26 protein-coding genes are annotated in these 19059 nt (G+C 46.1%); 19 read left to right on the top strand and 7 right to left on the bottom strand.

Going from position 1 to position 19059, the window contains the following annotated elements:
* The first annotated feature begins 297 nt into the window (after positions 1–297).
* Positions 298–1542, top strand: a complete 1245-nt coding sequence (locus tag FTU67_RS04905) for a dicarboxylate/amino acid:cation symporter (RefSeq protein WP_180061517.1) — start codon at positions 298–300, stop codon at positions 1540–1542.
* On the opposite strand, the gene FTU67_RS04900 is transcribed toward FTU67_RS04905, so the two are convergent.
* The 6 genes from FTU67_RS04900 to FTU67_RS04875 form a co-directional block, all read right to left on the bottom strand.
* Complete coding sequence (locus tag FTU67_RS04900) at positions 1533–1958, bottom strand: VOC family protein (RefSeq protein ID WP_180061473.1); 426 nt, start codon at positions 1956–1958, stop codon at positions 1533–1535. The two genes, FTU67_RS04905 and FTU67_RS04900, sit on opposite strands and share 10 nt — an antisense overlap.
* A gap of 113 nt (positions 1959–2071) precedes the next feature.
* Positions 2072–3019 carry a metal-dependent hydrolase gene (locus FTU67_RS04895; RefSeq protein WP_168406090.1) on the bottom strand — a complete coding sequence of 316 codons (948 nt, stop codon included), beginning with the start codon at positions 3017–3019 and terminating at the stop codon, positions 2072–2074.
* A gap of 149 nt (positions 3020–3168) precedes the next feature.
* Positions 3169–4008 carry a ribosome biogenesis GTP-binding protein YihA/YsxC gene (gene yihA, locus FTU67_RS04890; RefSeq protein WP_005180304.1) on the bottom strand — a complete coding sequence of 280 codons (840 nt, stop codon included), beginning with the start codon at positions 4006–4008 and terminating at the stop codon, positions 3169–3171.
* Between the two features lie 87 nt (positions 4009–4095).
* Positions 4096–4548: an Rrf2 family transcriptional regulator gene (locus tag FTU67_RS04885; protein ID WP_005180301.1), complete on the bottom strand. Its 453-nt coding sequence runs from the start codon at positions 4546–4548 to the stop codon at positions 4096–4098.
* 91 nt (positions 4549–4639) lie between these two features.
* Positions 4640–5851, bottom strand: a complete 1212-nt coding sequence (gene hmpA / locus FTU67_RS04880; RefSeq protein WP_005180299.1) for an NO-inducible flavohemoprotein — start codon at positions 5849–5851, stop codon at positions 4640–4642.
* 149 nt (positions 5852–6000) lie between these two features.
* Positions 6001–7584: a helicase HerA-like domain-containing protein gene (locus FTU67_RS04875; protein WP_180061472.1), complete on the bottom strand. Its 1584-nt coding sequence runs from the start codon at positions 7582–7584 to the stop codon at positions 6001–6003.
* Positions 7585–7834: 250 nt separating this feature from the next.
* On the opposite strand from FTU67_RS04875, the gene FTU67_RS14185 reads away from it, so the two are divergent.
* The gene (locus FTU67_RS14185; protein WP_257221833.1) at positions 7835–9535 is read left to right on the top strand and encodes a hypothetical protein; all 1701 of its coding nucleotides are present in this window, start codon (positions 7835–7837) and stop codon (positions 9533–9535) included.
* Positions 9536–9591: 56 nt separating this feature from the next.
* Here FTU67_RS14185 and FTU67_RS04865 read toward each other — a convergent pair whose 3' ends face one another.
* Complete coding sequence (locus tag FTU67_RS04865) at positions 9592–10779, bottom strand: PLP-dependent transferase (protein ID WP_180061471.1); 1188 nt, start codon at positions 10777–10779, stop codon at positions 9592–9594.
* A 161-nt stretch (positions 10780–10940) separates the two neighbouring features.
* On the opposite strand from FTU67_RS04865, the gene FTU67_RS04860 reads away from it, so the two are divergent.
* The 17 genes from FTU67_RS04860 to rpsH all read left to right on the top strand — a co-directional run bounded on the left by FTU67_RS04860 (position 10941) and on the right by rpsH (position 19058).
* On the top strand, positions 10941–11693 hold the full coding sequence (locus tag FTU67_RS04860) for a type 1 glutamine amidotransferase (RefSeq protein ID WP_168383351.1): 753 nt from the start codon (positions 10941–10943) through the stop codon (positions 11691–11693).
* A gap of 266 nt (positions 11694–11959) precedes the next feature.
* Positions 11960–12271 carry a 30S ribosomal protein S10 gene (rpsJ, locus tag FTU67_RS04855; RefSeq protein WP_005180291.1) on the top strand — a complete coding sequence of 104 codons (312 nt, stop codon included), beginning with the start codon at positions 11960–11962 and terminating at the stop codon, positions 12269–12271.
* 59 nt (positions 12272–12330) lie between these two features.
* Entirely contained in the window at positions 12331–12969 is a 639-nt protein-coding gene (gene rplC / locus FTU67_RS04850; RefSeq protein ID WP_005180289.1) for a 50S ribosomal protein L3, read from the top strand.
* An 11-nt stretch (positions 12970–12980) separates the two neighbouring features.
* On the top strand, positions 12981–13583 hold the full coding sequence (gene rplD, locus FTU67_RS04845; RefSeq protein WP_005180287.1) for a 50S ribosomal protein L4: 603 nt from the start codon (positions 12981–12983) through the stop codon (positions 13581–13583).
* Positions 13580–13900, top strand: coding sequence for a 50S ribosomal protein L23 (gene rplW / locus FTU67_RS04840; protein WP_005180285.1), 321 nt, complete (start codon positions 13580–13582; stop codon positions 13898–13900). Before rplD ends, rplW begins: the two co-directional genes overlap by 4 nt.
* A gap of 11 nt (positions 13901–13911) precedes the next feature.
* A complete protein-coding gene (rplB, locus tag FTU67_RS04835) occupies positions 13912–14736 on the top strand; it encodes a 50S ribosomal protein L2 (RefSeq protein ID WP_127801047.1) in 825 nt (274 codons plus the stop codon).
* A gap of 20 nt (positions 14737–14756) precedes the next feature.
* Positions 14757–15032: a 30S ribosomal protein S19 gene (rpsS, locus tag FTU67_RS04830; RefSeq protein WP_001138119.1), complete on the top strand. Its 276-nt coding sequence runs from the start codon at positions 14757–14759 to the stop codon at positions 15030–15032.
* Positions 15033–15043: 11 nt separating this feature from the next.
* A complete protein-coding gene (gene rplV, locus FTU67_RS04825; protein WP_001982638.1) occupies positions 15044–15373 on the top strand; it encodes a 50S ribosomal protein L22 in 330 nt (109 codons plus the stop codon).
* Between the two features lies 1 nt (position 15374).
* Positions 15375–16127 (top strand): 30S ribosomal protein S3, encoded by a 753-nt coding sequence (rpsC, locus tag FTU67_RS04820; RefSeq protein WP_005180281.1) that lies wholly within the window; start codon positions 15375–15377, stop codon positions 16125–16127.
* A 3-nt stretch (positions 16128–16130) separates the two neighbouring features.
* Positions 16131–16544, top strand: coding sequence for a 50S ribosomal protein L16 (gene rplP, locus FTU67_RS04815; protein ID WP_005180280.1), 414 nt, complete (start codon positions 16131–16133; stop codon positions 16542–16544).
* Positions 16544–16741 (top strand): 50S ribosomal protein L29, encoded by a 198-nt coding sequence (rpmC, locus tag FTU67_RS04810; RefSeq protein WP_000849928.1) that lies wholly within the window; start codon positions 16544–16546, stop codon positions 16739–16741. The genes rplP and rpmC overlap by 1 nt, the downstream gene beginning before the upstream one ends.
* Positions 16738–16995: a 30S ribosomal protein S17 gene (rpsQ, locus tag FTU67_RS04805; protein ID WP_005180277.1), complete on the top strand. Its 258-nt coding sequence runs from the start codon at positions 16738–16740 to the stop codon at positions 16993–16995. The genes rpmC and rpsQ overlap by 4 nt, the downstream gene beginning before the upstream one ends.
* Before the next feature lie 91 nt (positions 16996–17086).
* Positions 17087–17455 (top strand): 50S ribosomal protein L14, encoded by a 369-nt coding sequence (gene rplN / locus FTU67_RS04800; RefSeq protein ID WP_001982634.1) that lies wholly within the window; start codon positions 17087–17089, stop codon positions 17453–17455.
* A gap of 9 nt (positions 17456–17464) precedes the next feature.
* The gene (rplX, locus tag FTU67_RS04795) at positions 17465–17782 is read left to right on the top strand and encodes a 50S ribosomal protein L24 (protein WP_005180274.1); all 318 of its coding nucleotides are present in this window, start codon (positions 17465–17467) and stop codon (positions 17780–17782) included.
* A 16-nt stretch (positions 17783–17798) separates the two neighbouring features.
* Complete coding sequence (gene rplE / locus FTU67_RS04790) at positions 17799–18335, top strand: 50S ribosomal protein L5 (RefSeq protein WP_005180272.1); 537 nt, start codon at positions 17799–17801, stop codon at positions 18333–18335.
* A gap of 9 nt (positions 18336–18344) precedes the next feature.
* Positions 18345–18650 carry a 30S ribosomal protein S14 gene (gene rpsN, locus FTU67_RS04785; protein WP_005180266.1) on the top strand — a complete coding sequence of 102 codons (306 nt, stop codon included), beginning with the start codon at positions 18345–18347 and terminating at the stop codon, positions 18648–18650.
* Positions 18651–18662: 12 nt separating this feature from the next.
* The gene (gene rpsH, locus FTU67_RS04780; protein ID WP_005180264.1) at positions 18663–19058 is read left to right on the top strand and encodes a 30S ribosomal protein S8; all 396 of its coding nucleotides are present in this window, start codon (positions 18663–18665) and stop codon (positions 19056–19058) included.
* Position 19059: the final 1 nt, after the last annotated feature.

Here is a 19059-nt window from a genome sequence, read left to right as displayed (position 1 = left end):
GCGGCAGCTCACTTGGTGCATGTTTATGGCAGCCTTGTGCCTTGCTGTTGCCCGAAGAATGGGCAAAAACCTGCGTAGTGCTACAAATGAGTGCAAGAATAAGGGCGAGTTTTTTCATGAGGTTACTCTTTTAGTCTTAAAAACAAGGTAATGCACTGATAAAGCACATCTTATGCCAGTTTTTCTGGCACCGGGCTTTTTTGCTGAGCTGGATTTGCTTTTGACAAAATAATGCTCGATTCAGCGCAGCTCGCATGGCATAGTGCCAAGCAAGATGACATCACAATATATGCACCCATGAGCTTAAATACACAAATTCTGGTGGCCGCAATTTTAGGGGTTCTATTTGGTTTTTTCTTGAACCTGTTGCCGGACAGCGCATTTTATGACGGCAGTTTATATGGCCTGAGTATTGCCAGCAGTATTTTTATCGGCCTGCTGAAAATGCTGCTGATTCCCCTGATTTTCAGTTCGATTGTGGTCGGGGTATCCAACCTGCAGGCTTCTGGCCAGCTGAGCCGGGTCTGGAAAATTACCTTATTGTGCTGTGTGACCACCACCACATTGGCACTCATTCTGGGGCTGGCCTGTGCGCATCTGTTTGAAGTCGGTAAAGGCGTAGATGTGCGTTTATTCCAGGACGCGATGAGCCAGCATCAGACGCCGGATACCTTAACGCCGTCATCCTTCTTCACCAATTTTATTCAAAACACCCTGATTAATCCGTTTAAAGCCTTGGCCGAGGGCAATGTACTGGCGGTGGTGGTGTTTGCCTTATTTGTCGGGGTAGCGCTGGTCAAAGGCGGTGAGCAGTTCCGGACCGTGCGCCGGCTCAGCCATCAGTTTTTTGACATCATGATGCTGATGATTGGCTGGGTAATGAAACTGGCACCGCTGGGGATTTTTGCCCTGCTGGCCAAGCTGATTGCCACCGAAGATGTGACCGTGCTCAGCCGTCTGGCTGAGTTTGCTGTGGTGGTAACGGGTACCACCATTTTTCATGGTCTGGTGGTACTGCCGCTACTGCTATGGCTGTTTGGAAAAATGAATCCGGTGACCTTCTTTAAAGGAACGCGCGCTGCTTTAATTACTGCATTTGCCACCAGTTCCAGCTCGGCCACCATGCCGCTTTCGATGAAATGTGCCCAGGAAAACCTGAAGGTGCGCCCGCAAACAGCTGGCTTTGTAATTCCGCTGGGGACACAGCTGAATATGGATGGCACAGCCTTATATGAAGCCGCTGCGGCGCTGTTTATTGCCAATTTAATGGGGCTGGATTTGACCTTGGGCCAGCAGCTGGTGGTTTGCGCCACCGCCATGATTGCCTCCTTGGGCGCGCCGGGTATTCCAAGTGCCGGCATGGTCACCATGATTATGGTGTTGCAATCGGTTGGTCTGCCGGCAGAAGCAATTGCCATTTTACTGCCGATTGACCGTTTGCTGGATACCGTACGTACCGTGGTCAATGTCCAGGGTGATATGATGATTAGTGTAGTGGTTGACCGCTATACCCGCGACGATGAGATCACCACTCAATCCTGAGCATCTTCCCAGCACGGATTCCAGACCACTTCCCAGAGATGGCCATCGGGGTCCTGAAAATAACCGGCATAACCGCCATAAAAGGTGGCTTGTGCCGGTTTGACAATGGTGGCACCGGCACGCTCGGCCTGCTGCATCACCTGATCTACGTCCAGCGGACTATGCACATTATGCCCCAGACTGATTTGGGTCGGGCAAAAACGGCTCAGGGGCAGGCCTGAATCTTGCGCCAAGGCAGCCTGCGGCCACAGTGCCAGTGTCAGGCCTGAATCCAGTGCGATAAACGCCACTGCGCCCTGTTCAAATTCCTGCCCGACGATACCTTCACTCTGCCAGCCCAAACCTTGCTGATAAAAGCGCAAAGCTGCGTCTAAATCCTGCACAGCCAGCGTGATCACACTCAAAGATGCGCGCATTGTTCCTGCCTTTTCATTCAAGTCTGATTTTTATCTTAGCGGAAATCTGGCTCGACACAGTGCTGCCTGTGTCGGGCAATTGTATCTCTGCAATTCTGCACCAGGTGGATGCTTTACGCGACTTTAAGCTGGGCGCGCTGTGCCGCCGGGGAGGCTTGCAGATAGGCCAGCGCATCTTCGGTTTTGGCTTCATGCAGCGGGTCATACCACGGCATTAAATAACCCAGCTGCTGTGATACCAGCCAGAATGGTGAGGGCAATAAGCCGTTATTGGCCTGTGCAGTGCGGTACCATTCCCGCCAGATCCACGGTTTATACAGGGCTGGCCGGATTGATGCATAACGTGGGTCCTGACGCATAATATGCGCCGCACCATCGACCCAAAGACCAATTACCCCGGCAATCACCAGCAGGCTCAGATAATAACGGGCCAGATAACTGCCACCCAAATGCCGGTACAGGTCAAAGGCTACGGTGCGATGCTCGATTTCTTCTGCGCCGTGCCATTTGACCAGATCCAGCATGGCCGGGTCGGCGCCCTGACGCTGCCATTCGCGGTTATACAGCGCATATTTACCCAGCACGCAGGTCATGTGTTCTACCGTAGCAACAATACCTAAACGGAACAGATCCCAGTGCCGTTCGCTCCACTGCGGCAATTGCAGACCTAAAGGCCGATCAGCCAGTAACTGGTTAAACAGCCCGTTCATCAGACTGATATTGCGCTGAATATCAATCTGGCGTTCAGTTAAATAATCCTTGTTGGCCGAGTTGTGCGCCTGGGCGTGCATGGCTTCCTGGCGGATAAAGGCCTGCACATCCTGTTTCAGTTTTTCATCCTGAATCTGCGGCAAAACCTTGTTGTACAGCCGGCAAAACCAGAACTCGCCGGCCGGCAGAATCATGTTAATTTCATTAATAAAATAACTGGCAAAAGGCTGCTGCGGAATCCAGTCGATGGGGGTGTCCTGCCATTCAAAGCGGACTTTACGCGGTTGAATAAAGTAGCCAATGGATGAGCCACGGGCAGCACGGCGAAAACGTGCGAGGAGTTTTTTCATGCTGTATTGCACCTCTAAAATGTGATGCGGTTCAAATTATGCTCAGCATGAGTATGAAAAAAATATCCCCCATTGAAACTAGCAATAGGGGACATTCCAATATCAATAGATGTAAATTATTGTCAGACAGTTTTGAGTTGTTGCAAAGCTTATGGTTCTTTGGCGGCCGTTTCAGTCAGCTGTTCAACAGCTTCTGTATCCGGCAGCTCTTCTGCTTCCAGTTCATCTGCCGTGGCTTCCGGAATGCTGGCCAGATCAAACTGCTGCGATTGTTCCAGGGTAAAGTTCAGACGACCGGCCATTACACTGGCCAGTTCTTCCAGACCCTGACGATTGAGTGAGGAGAACAGTTGAATCGAGAAATCCAGCTTCATCTTTTTCAGCTGCTGTTTTACTTCCAGCAGGACTTTATTGGCCGGGCCACGATTCAGCTTGTCGGATTTGGTCAGCAAAACATGCACAAACAGATGACGAGAATAAGCCCATTCCAGCATCATCACATCAAAATGCTGCAGCGGATGGCGAATATCCATCAGCAACACCAGACCCTGTAAGCTCTTGCGATGAATCAGGTAGTTTTCCAGTTCTTTTTGCCAGACAATTTTCATCGATTCGGGTACCGCAGCATAACCATAACCCGGTAAATCGACCAGACGCTGCTCCGGATTGCCCAGACTAAAGAAGTTGATCATCTGGGTACGGCCCGGTTTTTTCGAGGCACGTGCCAGCTGTTTCTGGTTGGTTAGGGCATTAATCGCACTGGATTTGCCAGCATTGGAACGTCCGGCAAAGGCCACCTCATAGCCGCTATCTTCTACACAGAGATTCAGCTTTGGCGCACTCATCAGGAATTCGGCTTTACGTAGCCAGTTCAGGGCACGAACGGCGTATTCGGTAATCGCAGGATCAGCCTTTTTCTCATAGCTAATCTTTTGCTTCGGCGCATTAGCGGCCTTAGTGTTTTTCGATTTTCCTCTGCTATGGTGCATAACTTAACTTCATCACTGCTTTTACAAAGCGGTATTATAGATCAACTCGCGCAGACACGCGAACTTTGCTGTAGCTGTGTGCAAAAGTTAGCTGACTTGGAGATTGATCAGCTGAATTGGCGATTGTGTGCTCCACTGTGCCGGTGCAGGAGTATCTAACACGTCGGACAGGGTGTACTGGTCCAGACTCTGATAAAACTGTTCCAGCGCCTGATCTAAAATGCCTTTTAAGCCACAGCGGCTGCGCAGCACGCACGGCGGGGTATTACATTCCACAATCTGGGTTTCACGTTGCAAAATACGCACGATCTGGCCCAGCTTCAGTGCCCGTGCATCCGGATTTAAACGCAGGCCGCCCCCTTTACCGCGGGTGGTAATCAGCCATTCCTGTTTGCCCATGAAATGCACAATTTTAACCAGATGGTTTTGGGAAACATGCAAATCCTGCGCAATTTCCGCAATCGTATACGGCAGATCTCGCGGTGGGGAGATATACAGCAGAATACGTAATGCATAGTCGGTGAATTTATTTAATTGCATGATCGCACAAATATTTTTTCAAAGTTGAAATACAAGAAGGCTAGTCTACCATAAGCAGACTAGCCCTCCTATGTTTTACACGTGGGGGGTTTTAGTGACGTACACCACCCGTACCAAACGCTTCACTGTGAATCTGTTCGGCTTTAATACCACGTGCCAGTAAGGCTTTTTGCTGCTCGGCCATGAATGGCATTGGGCCACACAGGTAGTAATCAGCATTTTCCGGTAATAAGGCAGCATCCATGGTGCTCAGGTCCAGACGACCGGCCACATCATAATCCTGACCTAACACATCTTCGGTATTCGGGAATTCATAGGCTGTAAAGGTATGAATACGTGGATACTTCGCCTTGATGTCCTGAATATGCTGTTTCATGGCATGTACCTGTTTGCTGCGGCAGGCATGAATGAAGGTCACCGGTTGTGGCACATCTAAAGTGACCAGCTGGTTCAGCATCGCAATCATTGGGGTTAAGCCAACACCACCACTGATGAACACATTACGTTTGTTGCTGTCGATCAGGTAGAAGTTTCCGGTTGGCGCTGAAATTTCAAGTTCTGCACCTTCTGGCAGCTGATGCAGCGCATTAGATACCCAGCCTGCAATCTTGTCGGCGCCATTACCCGGTTCGCGTTTCACTGAAATACGTAAGTAGTCTTGCTGCGGGCTGGTTGACAGCGTGTATTGACGTGGTTGTTTCAGGTCCAGTTCAGGGACAAAAACACGTACTGAAATGTATTGGCCGGCTTCATATTTTGGTAAGGCACCACCATCGACCGGTTCAAAGTAGAACGAGGTAATTTCGTCGCTTTCTACCACTTTCTTGGCAATTTTGAAATTACGCCAGCCTAACCAGCTGCCTTGAGTTTGCTGATGCTGCTCGTAAATGGCACGTTCGGTATTAATGAACACTTCTGCAAGCTGGCCATACGCGGCGGCCCAGGCATCAATCAGTGGATCATCCATGGAAATATTCAGCACTTCGCTGATGGAGTGCAGCAGGTTTTCACCGACAATATTATAGTCCGGAGCTTGAATATTCAGACTGACATGCTTGTGTGCGACCAGTTCAATTACTGGCGCCAGTACTGATGGATCTTCAATATTTTCTGCATAGGCCAGTACCGCACCTGCCAGTGCCTGCGCCTGCGCACCACTGCGTTGATGACCCAGGTTAAAGGTTTCTTTAAGGTCCGGATTATTCCCCAACATGCGGTTATAGAAATAGCTGGTCAGGGCCACACCATTTTCACGTAGAACAGGAACAGTTGCTTTTACAAGGTCAATTTGCTGTGGAGTCATGGCTGATCTCTCATGGCTGGTTATTTATAAGATGTATTTAAAATACATTTTATAAAACGCCAGTGCAAGCACTGTTTTTAAAAAACCATAAAAAAATTATGGGATATAAAAATATCCCATAATGAAAGCTGTTCCTATCGGTTTTTTGATTATTTTCGGCCAAACAGGGAGCCTAATAATCCGCGGACAATTTTCTGTCCGGTGCTGCCGCCTAAGGTTCGGGCCGCGCTCTTGGCAAAGGTGCCGACAATATCCTGAGTCAGCTTTTCACGCTGCCGTGCAGTGCGTTCAGCTTCTTTTTGCTGTTCGCGGGCCAGACGTTCCTGCTCACGCGCTTGCTGTTTGGCTAAAGCAGCCTGCTCTTTGGCTTGCTGCTTGGCTAGGGCTTCCTGTTCCTTGGCGCGTTGCTGTTCGAGCGCGGCCTGTTCAGCCTGTTGCTGACGTTCCGCTACTTTCTGTTGCAGCATTTCATAGGCACTGTCCCGGTCCAGACTCTGCTCATATACACCGGCGACAATACTCTGGCTCATCAGTGCCTTGCGTTGTTCAGGGCTAATCGGGCTAAACGAGGAGTAGGGTGGCATCACCCAGCCGCGCTCTACAATCTGCGGCGTGCCTTGTTCATCCAGACAGCTAATTAGGGCTTCACCGACCGCCAGTTCGGTAATGGCCTGTTCTACCTGAAACTCCGGATTGGCACGGAAGGTCTCGGCAGCGGTTTTGACCGCTTTCTGATCTTTCGGGGTAAAGGCGCGCAAGGCGTGTTGCACCCGGTTGCCGAGCTGTCCCAGTACACTTTCAGGCAAATCCAGCGGATTCTGGGTGACAAAATAAATTCCAACGCCTTTGGAGCGAATCAGGCGGACTGCCTGCTCAATTTTCTCCTGTAGGGCCGGGCTGGCATTGTCAAACAGTAAATGCGCTTCATCAAAGAAGAACACCAGTTTGGGTTTGTCCATATCACCGACCTCCGGTAACTGTTCAAACAGCTCTGACAGCATCCACAATAAAAAGGTCGCATACAGTTTCGGGGTGTGCATCAACTTGTCTGCAGCCAGCAGGTTGATGTTGCCGTGTCCCTGGGCATCGGTCTGCATGAAATCCAGAATATTCAGGCTCGGCTCGCCAAAAAACAGATCACCACCCTGATCGGCCAGTGCCAGTAAATTGCGCTGAATCGCGCCCAGACTGGCTGGAGATAAATTGCCATAGTCGGCCTTTAACTCTGCCGCATGTTCGCTGACATAGCTGAGCATGGCTTTCAGGTCTTTAAAGTCAATCAGCAGGAGGCCCTGATCATCGGCAATCCGAAACACCGCTGACAATACACCTTCCTGAGTGTCATTTAAATTCAGCATCCGGGCTAGCAACAGGGGGCCAATTTCGGAGATGGTGGTGCGAATCGGGTGGCCCTGTTCACCAAATAAATCCCAGAACACCACCGGCGAGGCAGCAAAGGGGATACTGTCAATGCCAAGGCTTTTAATCCGTTCATCAAATTTGGGATTGCTGGAACCAGCCTGTGCCAGACTGGAAACATCGCCTTTGGCATCGGCCAGAAAGAATGGGACACCAATGCGGGAAAAACTTTCTGCCAGGACTTTTAAGGTCACGGTTTTACCGGTACCTGTTGCCCCAGCAATCAGGCCATGACGGTTGGCAAGCTGAGAATGCAGCACGATATCCTGTGTGGTATCGGCGGTTTTTTTAGCAATAACGATTGGTGTATTCATTGACTTGAAAACCTCTATATAAATTTTTGTCTTTTGGAATACTTAAATTTCCCTTATGCACGGATTTGTGATTTAAGTCTCTTTTTTGGTTTATTATGTTACATGTTAAGGTATTTTGACTTTATTGTTGAAATTGTATGCATTTTTTTGTAATGTTCACCATTCATTTTATTTTTAATAACATTATGAAAAATAAAATTTTAATTTAATAGCTTTTATTAAATAGTTTGAAAACGGTTAGAGGGTATAAATGAAACTTAACAAACAATTATTAGCAATGTTAGTGGGAACATCTGTATTTTTAACGGCATGTGGTGGTGATTCAGATAGCTCAATATCTACAAAGCCTACTGATCCAGCTCCACCAGAACAGCCAGACGAAACGCTTACTACTATTCAAGATGTTGCAACTGTAGTAAGTGAAAAGGCAAATATTGCAGTTTTTGGTGCAGTGAATCCTAAATATTTTACAGAGACAGCATTAACATCAGGTCGGACTGTTTTATTGTTAGATGATAATGTGACAAAAGCAGCTGGATTTGCTTCACAGGTTGATTTAACTGCTTCATCGGCACAGAATCAAGCGAAAGTGAGATCCGTTGTATTAAATCAAAATTTAGATGAATTTAGTAAATTCTATTTAGCTGCATTTACTGATGCTCTTATCCAGCAAAATGCAAAAGTCAATATTTTAACTAATCGTGTATCTACGAATGCTCAAGGTGAAGTGGTTAATGTAATCTTGGATATTGATTTTTCTAATGCCAATGAACTGACTAAAGTTCGTGATCTGTTGTTATCTGTATTAAATTCAAATTCATCTGTTACTACTCCTGTAGCCGTACAAGCAAGTGATAAAAAATTACGTCTCAATCTATCTTTTTGGCTTGCAAACCAATCAGGTTATATTTGGGGAAATACTTACGTAGCGAGTAATAGTGATCAAGTTAACCAAGTATATGGTGATTTGAATATTGCTAGTGCTTTAAGTAGCAATGCGGTTATTGAAGTGGCTACAGTAAAAGAAACTTTTACTCAAACAACACAATCTACAAATGCGGTTGACATTTTATGGAATATTGATTCTTCAGGTTCAATGTCTGAAGAACAGCGTAACTTGGCTAATGGTGCTGCACAGTTCTTTAAATCATTGAATCAAGCAGGTGTAGATTATCGTTTAGCAGTGAATACGCAGGATGCGTACGCATGTAAGTCGCTTAGAACTTTAAAAGATAAAACGACTAATTTTATTGATAGAAATACACCAGATGCAGAGCAAGAGTGGGCTACCTTGGCTCAACCTGGAACTTATGGTTCAGGTACTGAAACAGGTTTTTACTGCGTTCGTGAAGTAGATTTGACTGGTTTTGATCGTCCAAATGTGAAAAATTTAGTAGTGTTTGTTTCAGATGAGCCTGAAAATGAAACATATTGGCAGTACAGTCCAGTATATAGTAACTATACACGACGAGATTTTAATGATTATAAAAATTATTTCTTGTCTACAAACACTACCTACTTTTCGATTGTAGGTACATCTGATCATATCCGTCCAACTTTTGCAGATCCTACAACTTCTTGGAGTACACTAGGATTTGAATGTAATGGTCAAGGTGGATCTGCTGAAGGAGGAGGGCACTTTAAAGAGATTGCACGTTTGACTGGTGGGGCTTCTGCTTCAATTTGTGCTGATGCTACAAGCTGGAATGTGGTATTTGATGACATTATCCGTGTAGCAACTGGTCTTGCAAGTCAGTTTAGTTTAAAACAGGTACCAGTACCTTCAACTGTTAAGGTGACAGTAAATGGTCAGAATATTGAGCGTGATACAACACATCGACAAGGCTTTGATCTAGTTTATAGTAATTCTGGAGTAAGCTTAGTATTTTATGGAACAGCTTTACCAAAAGCAGGTGAGACTGTTTCTGTAAGCTATGATTACTTTAAGTAAAGCGAAACGATAATGTAAAAAATTGGGCAATTTGCCCAATTTTTTTATGTCTATATTTAAGCTAAGACTTTTAAAGCCTGTTTAATATCCTGAATCAGATCTTCCGGATGTTCCAGTCCTATACAGAAACGCACCAGCAAACCTTGTTTTAGGTGTTTATGCTCAAGCACACGCATCTCTTTAAGGTTATACAGCATTACCAGACTGACCGGCCCGCCCCAGCTAAAGCCCAGCTTGAACAGGGTTAATGCATCACAGAATGCCCGAATATCGTTTAAATTGTATTGCGCATCAAAAATCACACTAACCAGTCCGGCGCTGTGACCGTCTTTGCAGATGTCCTTCCAATATGCATGACCGGCACTGTCCGGATCAGCCGGATGCAGGACCTGAACCAGCTCTTTTTGCTGTTTTAGCCAGTTCAGCAAGGTCAGTGCTGATTGTGACTGTTGCTGGTAACGCAGCTGCATGGAGGCCAGACTGCGCTGGATTTGCGCCGTATCATCTCCGCTGACACAAATCCCCTGAATGGCATGCATCCGGAATAATTGATGATGGAGCTTCTGGTCACGCGTCACCACCGAGCCCATTAAAATATCGCCACCCCCGCTTGGATATTTGGTCAGCGCATGTACGGTCAGATCTACGCTTAAGTGGTCCTCGCCAAAATCAAAGGCATTAAAGGCCAGTCCTGCGCCCCAGGTATTGTCCAGCGCAGTCAGAATGCTATGAGCTTGGGCTTTTTTCACCAGACCGCTTAAGTCCGGAAACTCCAGCGTCACCGAACCAGCCGCTTCCAGCCATAACAGTTTGGCTTTATCACTTGGGTTAAAGCTTTCTACCTCCACCGGGTTATAGACCTTAACGGCAATGCCATAACGCTGCTGCAGATTACGCAGATGCTCCATATTCGGGCCATAAATATTATCCGGAACCCAGACTTCATCGCCCTGACTTAACAAGCAGGAATTGACCAGATTAATCGCAGAAAGGCCGCTCGGCGCCAGCAGGTGATAGAGGCCGCCTTCAATCTGCGCGATGTGATCACCTAACGTAAAGGTCGTCGGCGTGCCGTGCGTGCCATAACTATAGTCATAGACATCGGTCCAGTGGCGATTAAACAGTGCATCGGTGTTGTTAAAAATAATCGTCGATGCACGATAGAGGGGAGGTTGAACCGTAGAAATCAGTTGAGGGGCTTTTCGTGGTGCATGAATCAGTTCGGTTTGCGGATTTTTTTTCACGACTTCGCTCAAATCAGGACAATCAATTGAATTTAGCTTAAGAGAAAAGGATCAGTTGTGCCATATCTGGCTGTATTTATTTGACTTTGAACATGCAGCGCTAAAGTTGGCTTCATTTTTGCAAAACCTAAAAGCAGAGCTACAACAACAGGTTTCAGCGCATGGCGTCGCATTTAAAAGTACATTATTTTCAGCATATTGCTGGTGAAGGATTTGGAAGTTGTTATACGCATTTAAAACGGTTAAATGCAGAGATCAGTGCCACAGAATTTTTTGCCTTGCCGGTTGATTCAGCACTGGATATTGAAGCGCTGCCGCAGATCGAGGAGGTCGATTTATTAATTGTCATGGGCGGCACCATGAGCGTTAATGATGAAGCCAATTTCCCCTGGTTAAAAATGGAAAAACGCTGGCTCAGGCGTTATTTGGCCATGGGTAAACCGGCCATTGGTTTGTGTTTGGGCGGGCAACTGATCGCCAATGCGCTGGGCGCGGCCGTCAGTCGCAATCCTGTACAGGAGCTGGGCTGGCACGAGGTGCGCAAGGTCAGGCATGTGCCAGCAGACTATTTTCAGTTGCCGGAGCAGTTTAATGTCATGCAGTGGCATAGCGAAAGCTTCGAGATTCCCAAAGGGGCTGTGCATCTGGCCGAAAATGATGCCTGTCGCAATCAGATGTATCAGATTGGCAAAAATGTACTGGGCTTTCAGTTTCACCCGGAAACCACGCCAGAAAGCCTGCAATTATTCCTGGAAGATGAAGAAGAGCTGGCCCTGTTTCAGGGACCTTATGTGCAATCGCTAGAGCAGCTGCAGCGCGCTAATAAAAATAAATTTATTCAAGGAAATCAGATATTAAATCAGGCGATAGATTATGTATTACAGCAAACTGCAGCGCAGCGGCGGGCTGTATAATTATTAAACAATTGATTTGTCGAAATATTTGAAAAATGATGTAAAAAGCCACAAAAGGATTTGCTTATGCATTAAACAATCGTTATAATGGGCGACCCTTTGATATTAAGGGGGTTAACCGCGAAGAAAGTGGTTAACTATCGTTACAGTCGTGGCATCGATCACGACCTTAGTGATATTTCACTGCTCTTGACACTTGCCTTTATTAGTGGGGTGAGATGCGTCAAGAGTGATTCTTTATATATTTTGGCTTGGAGTTAACTGGTATGTCTAACCAGAGAATTCGTATCCGTCTTAAGTCTTTTGATCACCGTTTAATTGATCAATCTGCTCAAGAGATCGTAGAAACCGCTAAGCGTACTGGCGCACAAGTGTGTGGTCCAATCCCGATGCCTACTCGCATCGAACGCTTCAACGTTCTTACATCACCGCACGTTTACAAAGATGCGCGTGACCAATATGAGATCCGCACTTACAAACGTTTGATCGATATCGTTCAACCTACAGACAAAACTGTAGATGCATTGATGAAATTAGATCTTGCAGCTGGTGTTGATGTTCAGATCGCATTGGGTTAAGGCTTTCGGTTAATTAACGCTCTAAGTTAATTAAGCCGCTTTTTTAGAGGTTTATGCACATGGCTATTGGTTTAGTCGGTCGCAAGTGCGGTATGACCCGTATCTTTACAGATGCTGGTGTTTCTGTACCTGTTACAGTGATTGAGGTTGATCCTAACCGCATCACACAAATCAAAACGCTTGAAACTGATGGTTATCAAGCGATTCAAATCACTACTGGTGAACGTCGCGAATCTCGCGTAACTAACGCTCAGAAAGGTCACTTTGCGAAAGCGGGTGTTGCTGCTGGTCGTCTGGTTCAAGAATTCCGCGTTACAGAAGCTGAGCTTGAAGGTCGTGAAGTTGGTGGTACGCTTACTGTAGATTTGTTCACAGTTGGTCAAATCGTTGACGTAACTGGCACATCTAAAGGTAAAGGTTTCCAAGGTGGTGTTAAGCGTTGGAACTTCCGTACTCAAGACGCTACTCACGGTAACTCTGTTTCTCACCGTGTTCTAGGTTCTACAGGTCAAAACCAGACTCCTGGTCGCGTATTCAAAGGCAAAAAAATGGCTGGCCATTTAGGTGCTGAACGCGTAACTACACAGGGTCTTGAAATCGTTGCAATCGACACAGAGCGTTCAGTTCTAGTTGTTAAAGGCGCGGTTCCTGGTGCTACTGGTGGCGACGTAACTGTTCGTCCTACTATCAAGGCCTGAGGGGAAATAACGTGAATTTAAAAACTGTTTCCGGCTCTGCTGTTGAATTGTCTGAAGTAGCTTTCGGCCGTGAATTTAACGAAGCGCTTGTACACCAAGTTGTTACAGCTTACTTAGCTGGTGGTCGTCAAGGTTCTAAAGCTCAGAAGTCACGTGCAGACGTTTCTGGCGGTGGTAAAAAACCATTCCGTCAAAAAGGTACTGGCCGCGCTCGTGCTGGTTCTATTCGTAGCCCAATCTGGGTTGGCGGTGGTAAAACTTTTGCTGCTCGTCCACAAGACTGGTCTCAAAAAGTGAACCGTAAGATGTACCGCGGTGCAATGCAATGTATCTTAGCTGAACTTGTTCGCCAAGATCGTCTTGTATTAGTTGAAGAGTTTGCTGTTGAAGCGCCTAAAACTAAAGCATTGCTTGCAAAACTGAACGACTTGAATGCAACTCGCGCATTGATCGTTACTGAAGCTGTAGATGAGAATCTATACCTTGCAGCTCGCAACCTTCCACACGTTGATGTGGTTGACGCTACTGCAATCGATCCTGTTAGCTTGATCGCGTTCGATAAAGTTGTAATGTCTGTTGCTGCTGCTAAGAAAATTGAGGTAGAACTCGGATGAACAACGAACGTTTATATCAAGTCCTACAAGGACCTGTATTCTCAGAAAAAGCACAAGTTTTAGGTGAAACTGCTGGTGTTCAAGTGTTCAAGGTTGCATTAAATGCAAACAAGCTTGAAATCAAAAAAGCAGTGGAACAATTATTTGGTGTAGAAGTTGTTAAAGTTAACACGACTATCACTAAAGGTAAGACTAAACGCTTTGGTAAAACTATCGGACGTCGTTCTGATGTTAAAAAAGCATACGTCACCCTGAAAGCTGGCCAAGATGTTGAAATGGCTGACTTGGGCGATACCGCTGAAACCGCAGCGGAATAAGGACGAAAATTATGCCTATTCAAAAATGTAAGCCAACGTCTCCAGGACGTCGCTTTGTAGAGAAAGTGGTTCATGATCACCTTCACAAAGGCGCGCCATATGCTCCGTTGGTAGAAGCTAAAAAACGTACTGGTGGTCGTAACAACAACGGTCACATTACGACTCGTCACGTTGGTGGTGGCCACAAACAGCACTACCGTATCGTTGACTTCAAACGTAACAAAGACGGCGTTCCTGCTGTAGTTGAGCGTATTGAATACGATCCTAACCGTACTGCACACATCGCACTGCTGAAGTATGCTGACGGTGAACGTCGTTATATTATTGCGCCTAAAGGCTTACGTGCTGGTGATAAAGTACAGTCTGGTAACGATGCTCCAATTCGTCCAGGTAACTGCTTGCCACTTCGCAACATGCCTATCGGTTCTACACTTCATAACATCGAACTTAAAATCGGTAAAGGCGCGCAGTTAGCTCGTTCAGCTGGTACTTCAGTTCAGTTGTTGGGTCGTGACGGTTCTTACGCTATCGTTCGTTTACGTTCTGGTGAAATGCGTAAAGTACACGTTGAATGTCGTGCTGTATTGGGTGAAGTTTCTAACTCAGAAAGCAACTTGCGTTCACTTGGTAAAGCAGGTGCTTCACGCTGGCGTGGCGTTCGTCCTACCGTACGTGGTATGGCGATGAACCCGGTTGACCACCCACACGGTGGTGGTGAAGGGCGTAACAAAGGTATTCAACCTGTAAGCCCATGGGGTCAAAAAGCTAAAGGGTACAAGACACGTACCAACAAGCGTACGACTAAGATGATTATTCGCGACCGTCGCGTTAAGTAACAAGTAAAGGAATCTGACTAATGCCTCGTTCATTGAAAAAAGGCCCATTCGTCGATGCGCACTTGTTCGCTAAGGTTGAAGCGGCTGTTGCGAGCAACTCTCGTAAGCCGATCAAAACTTGGTCGCGTCGTTCGATGATTCTTCCGGATTTTGTTGGTCTAACAATTTCTGTACACAATGGTCGTAACCACGTTCCAGTAATCGTTACTGAACACATGGTTGGCCATAAACTAGGTGAATTCGCGCCAACTCGTACCTATCGTGGTCACGGTGTTGACAAGAAGTCTAAACGTTAATAGGTGCTATGATGGAAGTAACTGCTAAATTACGCGGTGCCGCTATCTCGGCACAAAAGGCACGTTTGGTTGCAGACCTTATTCGCGGCAAATCTGTTGCGCATGCGCTTAACATCCTGAACTTCAGCAACAAAAAAGCTGCTGTACTGGTTAAAAAAGCGTTGGAATCTGCAATTGCAAATGCTGAACACAATAACAGTTTAGATGTAGACGACCTTAAAGTTTCTACGATCTACGTTGATGAAGGCATGAGCCTGAAACGTATTATGCCACGTGCTAAAGGCCGTGCAGATCGTATTACTAAGCGTACTTGTCACATCACCGTTAAGGTAGGGGTTTGATATGGGTCAGAAGGTTCATCCAATCGGTATCCGCCTAGGTGTTGTGAAACGTCATAACGCTAACTGGTATGCGAATCCGAAACAATACGCTGAATACTTGCTTAAAGACCTTCAAGTTCGTGAGTTTTTAACTAAAAAACTTAAGAACGCAATGGTAAGCAATATTCTTATCGAACGTCCGACAGGCGCTGCTAAAGTAACTATTAGCACTGCTCGTCCTGGTATCGTTATCGGTAAAAAAGGCGAAGACATTGAGAAATTACAGCGCGAACTTACCAACATTATGGGTGTTCCAGCGCAAGTAAGCATCAACGAAATCGATCGTCCAGACTTAGACGCACGTCTGGTTGCTGAAGCAATCGCTTCTCAATTAGAAAAGCGTGTAATGTTCCGTCGTGCTATGAAGCGTGCGGTTCAAAACACTATGCGTGCTGGTGCCAAAGGTATCAAAGTTGAAGTTTCTGGCCGTTTAGGCGGTGCTGAGATCGCTCGTACAGAATGGTATCGTGAAGGTCGTGTACCTCTACATACACTTCGTGCGGACATCGACTACGCGACTATGCGTGCTGAAACGACTTACGGTACGATTGGTGTTAAAGTTTGGATCTTCCGTGGTGAGATCTTGGGCGGCATGAAACAAGTCATGAACCCAGCTCCAGCTGAAGAACGTCCAGCTAAACGCGGTCGCGGTCGTGGTGAAGGTCAAGAGCGTCGTGGTCGTCGCAATGATCGTTCTGCTGAAAAAGGAGAATAATCCATGTTGCAACCTAAACGTACTAAGTTCCGTAAGGTTCAAAAAGGCCGTAACACTGGTCTAGCGCACCGTGGTAGCACTGTATCTTTCGGTTCTATCGCACTTAAAGCGACTGAACGTGGTCGTATGACTGCGCGTCAGATCGAAGCTGCGCGTCGTACAATCAGCCGTCGTGTTAAACGTGGTGGTAAGATCTTTATCCGTGTATTCCCGGACAAACCAATTACTGAAAAACCATTAGAAGTTCGTATGGGTAACGGTAAAGGTAACGTGGAATACTGGGTTTGCGAAATCAAACCAGGTAAGATCCTGTACGAAATGGAAGGTGTGAACGATGAATTAGCAACTGAAGCATTCAAGCTTGCTGCTGCTAAACTTCCGTTTAAAACCACTATCGTGACTCGGACGGTAATGTAATGAAAACTAAAGATCTACGTGAAAAGTCGGTAGAAGAGTTGAAAGCTTTGCTTGATGAGCAACAGCTTAACCAATTCCGTCTTCGTATGGCGAAAGCAACTGGTCAATTGGGCAAATCGCACGAAGTGCAAGTCGCTCGTAAAACTATTGCTCGTATTAAGACACTCCTTACCGAAAAACAGGGGAACGGACAATGAGTGATAAAACAGTCCGCACGTTAACCGGCAAAGTCGTAAGCGACAAAATGGACAAGTCTATTGTTGTGCTTATTGAACGTCGTGTTCAACACCCGTTGTATGGCAAATCAATCCGCCGTTCAACAAAATTACATGCTCATGATGAGAACAATACCGCTAAAATCGGTGATGTTGTAACCATCAAAGAAAGCCGCCCAATTTCTAAAACTAAGTCTTGGACTCTAGTTGAAGTTGTTGAAGCAGCTGCTGAGTAATTAACGTTCTTGTTGCATCATCGGTCAATTTCGAGTACTCTTTGAGCCTTTCGAAATTGTGACCGGTGATGCTCGGTTTTGGAGTAGGGCAATGATTCAAACCGAAACGATGCTCGACGTAGCAGACAACAGTGGTGCTCGCCGCGTACAATGTATTAAAGTACTTGGTGGTTCACATCGTCGTTATGCTTCTGTTGGCGACATTATTAAAGTTACTGTAAAAGAAGCAATTCCACGCGCACGTGTTAAAAAAGGTGACGTGATGAATGCTGTAGTTGTACGTACAAAATTCGGTATCCGTCGTCCAGATGGTTCTGTGATTCGTTTCGACGATAACGCAGCCGTTATTTTGAACAACAACAAAGCGCCGATTGCTACTCGTATTTTCGGACCAGTGACTCGTGAACTTCGTACTGAACAGTTCATGAAAATTATTTCATTGGCTCCTGAAGTTCTATAAGAGGCAATCATGGCTAAGATTAAAAAAGGCGATCAAGTAATCGTGATCGCAGGTAAAGAAAAAGGCAAACAGGGTACTGTTTTGTCAGTTTCTAATGACCGCGTTAAGGTTGAAGGCCTTAACCTGGTTAAGAAGCATCAAAAGCCGAACCGTGTTACTGGCGCTGAAGGCGGCATCGTAACTCAGGAAGCTTCGCTTCATATTTCAAACGTGGCAATTTTTAATGCTACAACCCAAAAGGCTGACCGTGTTGGTTACCAAACGATTGACGGCGTGAAAACTCGCGTTTACAAATCAAATGGTGAATCAGTGGCGGTAGCGAAGTAATAGGTTGAAATAGGCAATGGCCAGACTTAAAACACGTTACAACGACGAACTTAAAGCTCAATTACAAGAACAATTGGGCATTAAGAATGTGATGGAGATCCCTCGCATCACTAAAATCACTATCAACATGGGTGTTGGTGCAGCTGCTGCTGACAAGAAACTCCTTGATGGTGCTCTTTCTGATATGCAAGCTATCGCTGGTCAAAAACCAGTTCTTACGTTAGCTCGTAAATCTATCGCAGGTTTTAAAATCCGTGATGGTTGGCCGATTGGTTGTAAAGTTACTTTACGCGGCGAACGCATGTACGAATTCTTAGACCGTTTGATCTCTATCGCGATCCCTCGTATCCGTGACTTCCGTGGTTTCTCTGCGAAATCATTTGATGGTCGTGGTAACTACTCTATGGGTCTTAAAGAACAAATCGTTTTCCCTGAAATCGATTTCGATAAGATTGATCGTATTCGTGGTATGGATATTACCATCACTACGACTGCTCGCACCGATGACGAAGGCCGTGCGCTTATGCGTGCATTCGGCTTCCCGTTCAAATAAGAGGTCGATATGGCTAAGAAAAGTATGATTAATCGCGAATTGAAACGCGAAGCTACTGTTGCTAAATACGCTGCAAAACGTGCTGAATTAAAAGCTGTTATTGCAAACGTAAATGCAAGCGACGAAGAGCGTTTCGAAGCGATGATGAAGTTACAAGCATTACCACGTAATGCGTCTCCAGTGCGTCTTCGTAACCGTTGTGGTTTAACTGGTCGTCCTCATGGTTACTTCCGTAAGTTCGGTTTAAGCCGTAACAAATTACGTGACACAGTAATGCAAGGTGATGTACCTGGCGTTGTTAAGGCAAGCTGGTAAGGAGCGACTAGAATGAGTATGCAAGATACCGTTGCCGACATGTTAACTCGTGTTCGTAACGCACAAATGGCGAAGAAACAAACTGTTTCTATGCCTAACTCTAAGTTGAAAGTTGCGATTGCAAACGTACTTCAACAAGAAGGTTACATTGCCAATGTAGAAGTTGCTGACGTTGAAGGCAAAGCAACTCTTACTTTGACATTAAAGTATTTCGAAGGCAAACCAGTTATCGAAACTGTGAAACGCGTAAGCCGTCCTGGTCTACGTCAGTATCGCGGTAAAGATGCACTTCCAAGCGTTAAGCAAGGTTTAGGTATTGCAATTGTTTCTACAAGCAAAGGCATCATGACTGATCGCGCTGCACGTGCTGCGGGCGTTGGTGGTGAAGTTATTGCTTTTGTTTCTTAAT

The sequence above is a fragment of the Acinetobacter sp. YH12132 genome (assembly GCF_013418645.1).
GTDB lineage: Bacteria > Pseudomonadota > Gammaproteobacteria > Pseudomonadales > Moraxellaceae > Acinetobacter > Acinetobacter indicus.
This window is presented reverse-complemented; position numbering and strand designations above follow the sequence as displayed.

What these genes read in the sequence shown, in the direction of transcription:
- rpsJ (WP_005180291.1), top strand. Translation starts at nt 11,960, where the DNA reads ATGTCTAACCAGAGAATTCGTATCCGTCTTAAGTCTTTTGATCACCGT.
- rpmC (WP_000849928.1), top strand. Translation starts at nt 16,544, where the DNA reads ATGAAAACTAAAGATCTACGTGAAAAGTCGGTAGAAGAGTTGAAAGCT.
- rpsN (WP_005180266.1), top strand. Translation starts at nt 18,345, where the DNA reads ATGGCTAAGAAAAGTATGATTAATCGCGAATTGAAACGCGAAGCTACT.
- rplW (WP_005180285.1), top strand. Translation starts at nt 13,580, where the DNA reads ATGAACAACGAACGTTTATATCAAGTCCTACAAGGACCTGTATTCTCA.
- FTU67_RS04860 (WP_168383351.1), top strand. Translation starts at nt 10,941, where the DNA reads ATGGCGTCGCATTTAAAAGTACATTATTTTCAGCATATTGCTGGTGAA.
- rpsS (WP_001138119.1), top strand. Translation starts at nt 14,757, where the DNA reads ATGCCTCGTTCATTGAAAAAAGGCCCATTCGTCGATGCGCACTTGTTC.
- FTU67_RS04885 (WP_005180301.1), bottom strand. Translation starts at nt 4,548, where the DNA reads ATGCAATTAAATAAATTCACCGACTATGCATTACGTATTCTGCTGTAT.
- rplC (WP_005180289.1), top strand. Translation starts at nt 12,331, where the DNA reads ATGGCTATTGGTTTAGTCGGTCGCAAGTGCGGTATGACCCGTATCTTT.
- yihA (WP_005180304.1), bottom strand. Translation starts at nt 4,008, where the DNA reads ATGCACCATAGCAGAGGAAAATCGAAAAACACTAAGGCCGCTAATGCG.
- rplX (WP_005180274.1), top strand. Translation starts at nt 17,465, where the DNA reads ATGGCTAAGATTAAAAAAGGCGATCAAGTAATCGTGATCGCAGGTAAA.
- rplE (WP_005180272.1), top strand. Translation starts at nt 17,799, where the DNA reads ATGGCCAGACTTAAAACACGTTACAACGACGAACTTAAAGCTCAATTA.
- rplP (WP_005180280.1), top strand. Translation starts at nt 16,131, where the DNA reads ATGTTGCAACCTAAACGTACTAAGTTCCGTAAGGTTCAAAAAGGCCGT.
- rplB (WP_127801047.1), top strand. Translation starts at nt 13,912, where the DNA reads ATGCCTATTCAAAAATGTAAGCCAACGTCTCCAGGACGTCGCTTTGTA.
- FTU67_RS04875 (WP_180061472.1), bottom strand. Translation starts at nt 7,584, where the DNA reads ATGAATACACCAATCGTTATTGCTAAAAAAACCGCCGATACCACACAG.
- hmpA (WP_005180299.1), bottom strand. Translation starts at nt 5,851, where the DNA reads ATGACTCCACAGCAAATTGACCTTGTAAAAGCAACTGTTCCTGTTCTA.
- FTU67_RS04900 (WP_180061473.1), bottom strand. Translation starts at nt 1,958, where the DNA reads ATGCGCGCATCTTTGAGTGTGATCACGCTGGCTGTGCAGGATTTAGAC.
- FTU67_RS14185 (WP_257221833.1), top strand. Translation starts at nt 7,835, where the DNA reads ATGAAACTTAACAAACAATTATTAGCAATGTTAGTGGGAACATCTGTA.
- FTU67_RS04895 (WP_168406090.1), bottom strand. Translation starts at nt 3,019, where the DNA reads ATGAAAAAACTCCTCGCACGTTTTCGCCGTGCTGCCCGTGGCTCATCC.
- FTU67_RS04905 (WP_180061517.1), top strand. Translation starts at nt 298, where the DNA reads ATGAGCTTAAATACACAAATTCTGGTGGCCGCAATTTTAGGGGTTCTA.
- rpsC (WP_005180281.1), top strand. Translation starts at nt 15,375, where the DNA reads ATGGGTCAGAAGGTTCATCCAATCGGTATCCGCCTAGGTGTTGTGAAA.
- rplV (WP_001982638.1), top strand. Translation starts at nt 15,044, where the DNA reads ATGGAAGTAACTGCTAAATTACGCGGTGCCGCTATCTCGGCACAAAAG.
- rpsQ (WP_005180277.1), top strand. Translation starts at nt 16,738, where the DNA reads ATGAGTGATAAAACAGTCCGCACGTTAACCGGCAAAGTCGTAAGCGAC.
- rpsH (WP_005180264.1), top strand. Translation starts at nt 18,663, where the DNA reads ATGAGTATGCAAGATACCGTTGCCGACATGTTAACTCGTGTTCGTAAC.
- rplN (WP_001982634.1), top strand. Translation starts at nt 17,087, where the DNA reads ATGATTCAAACCGAAACGATGCTCGACGTAGCAGACAACAGTGGTGCT.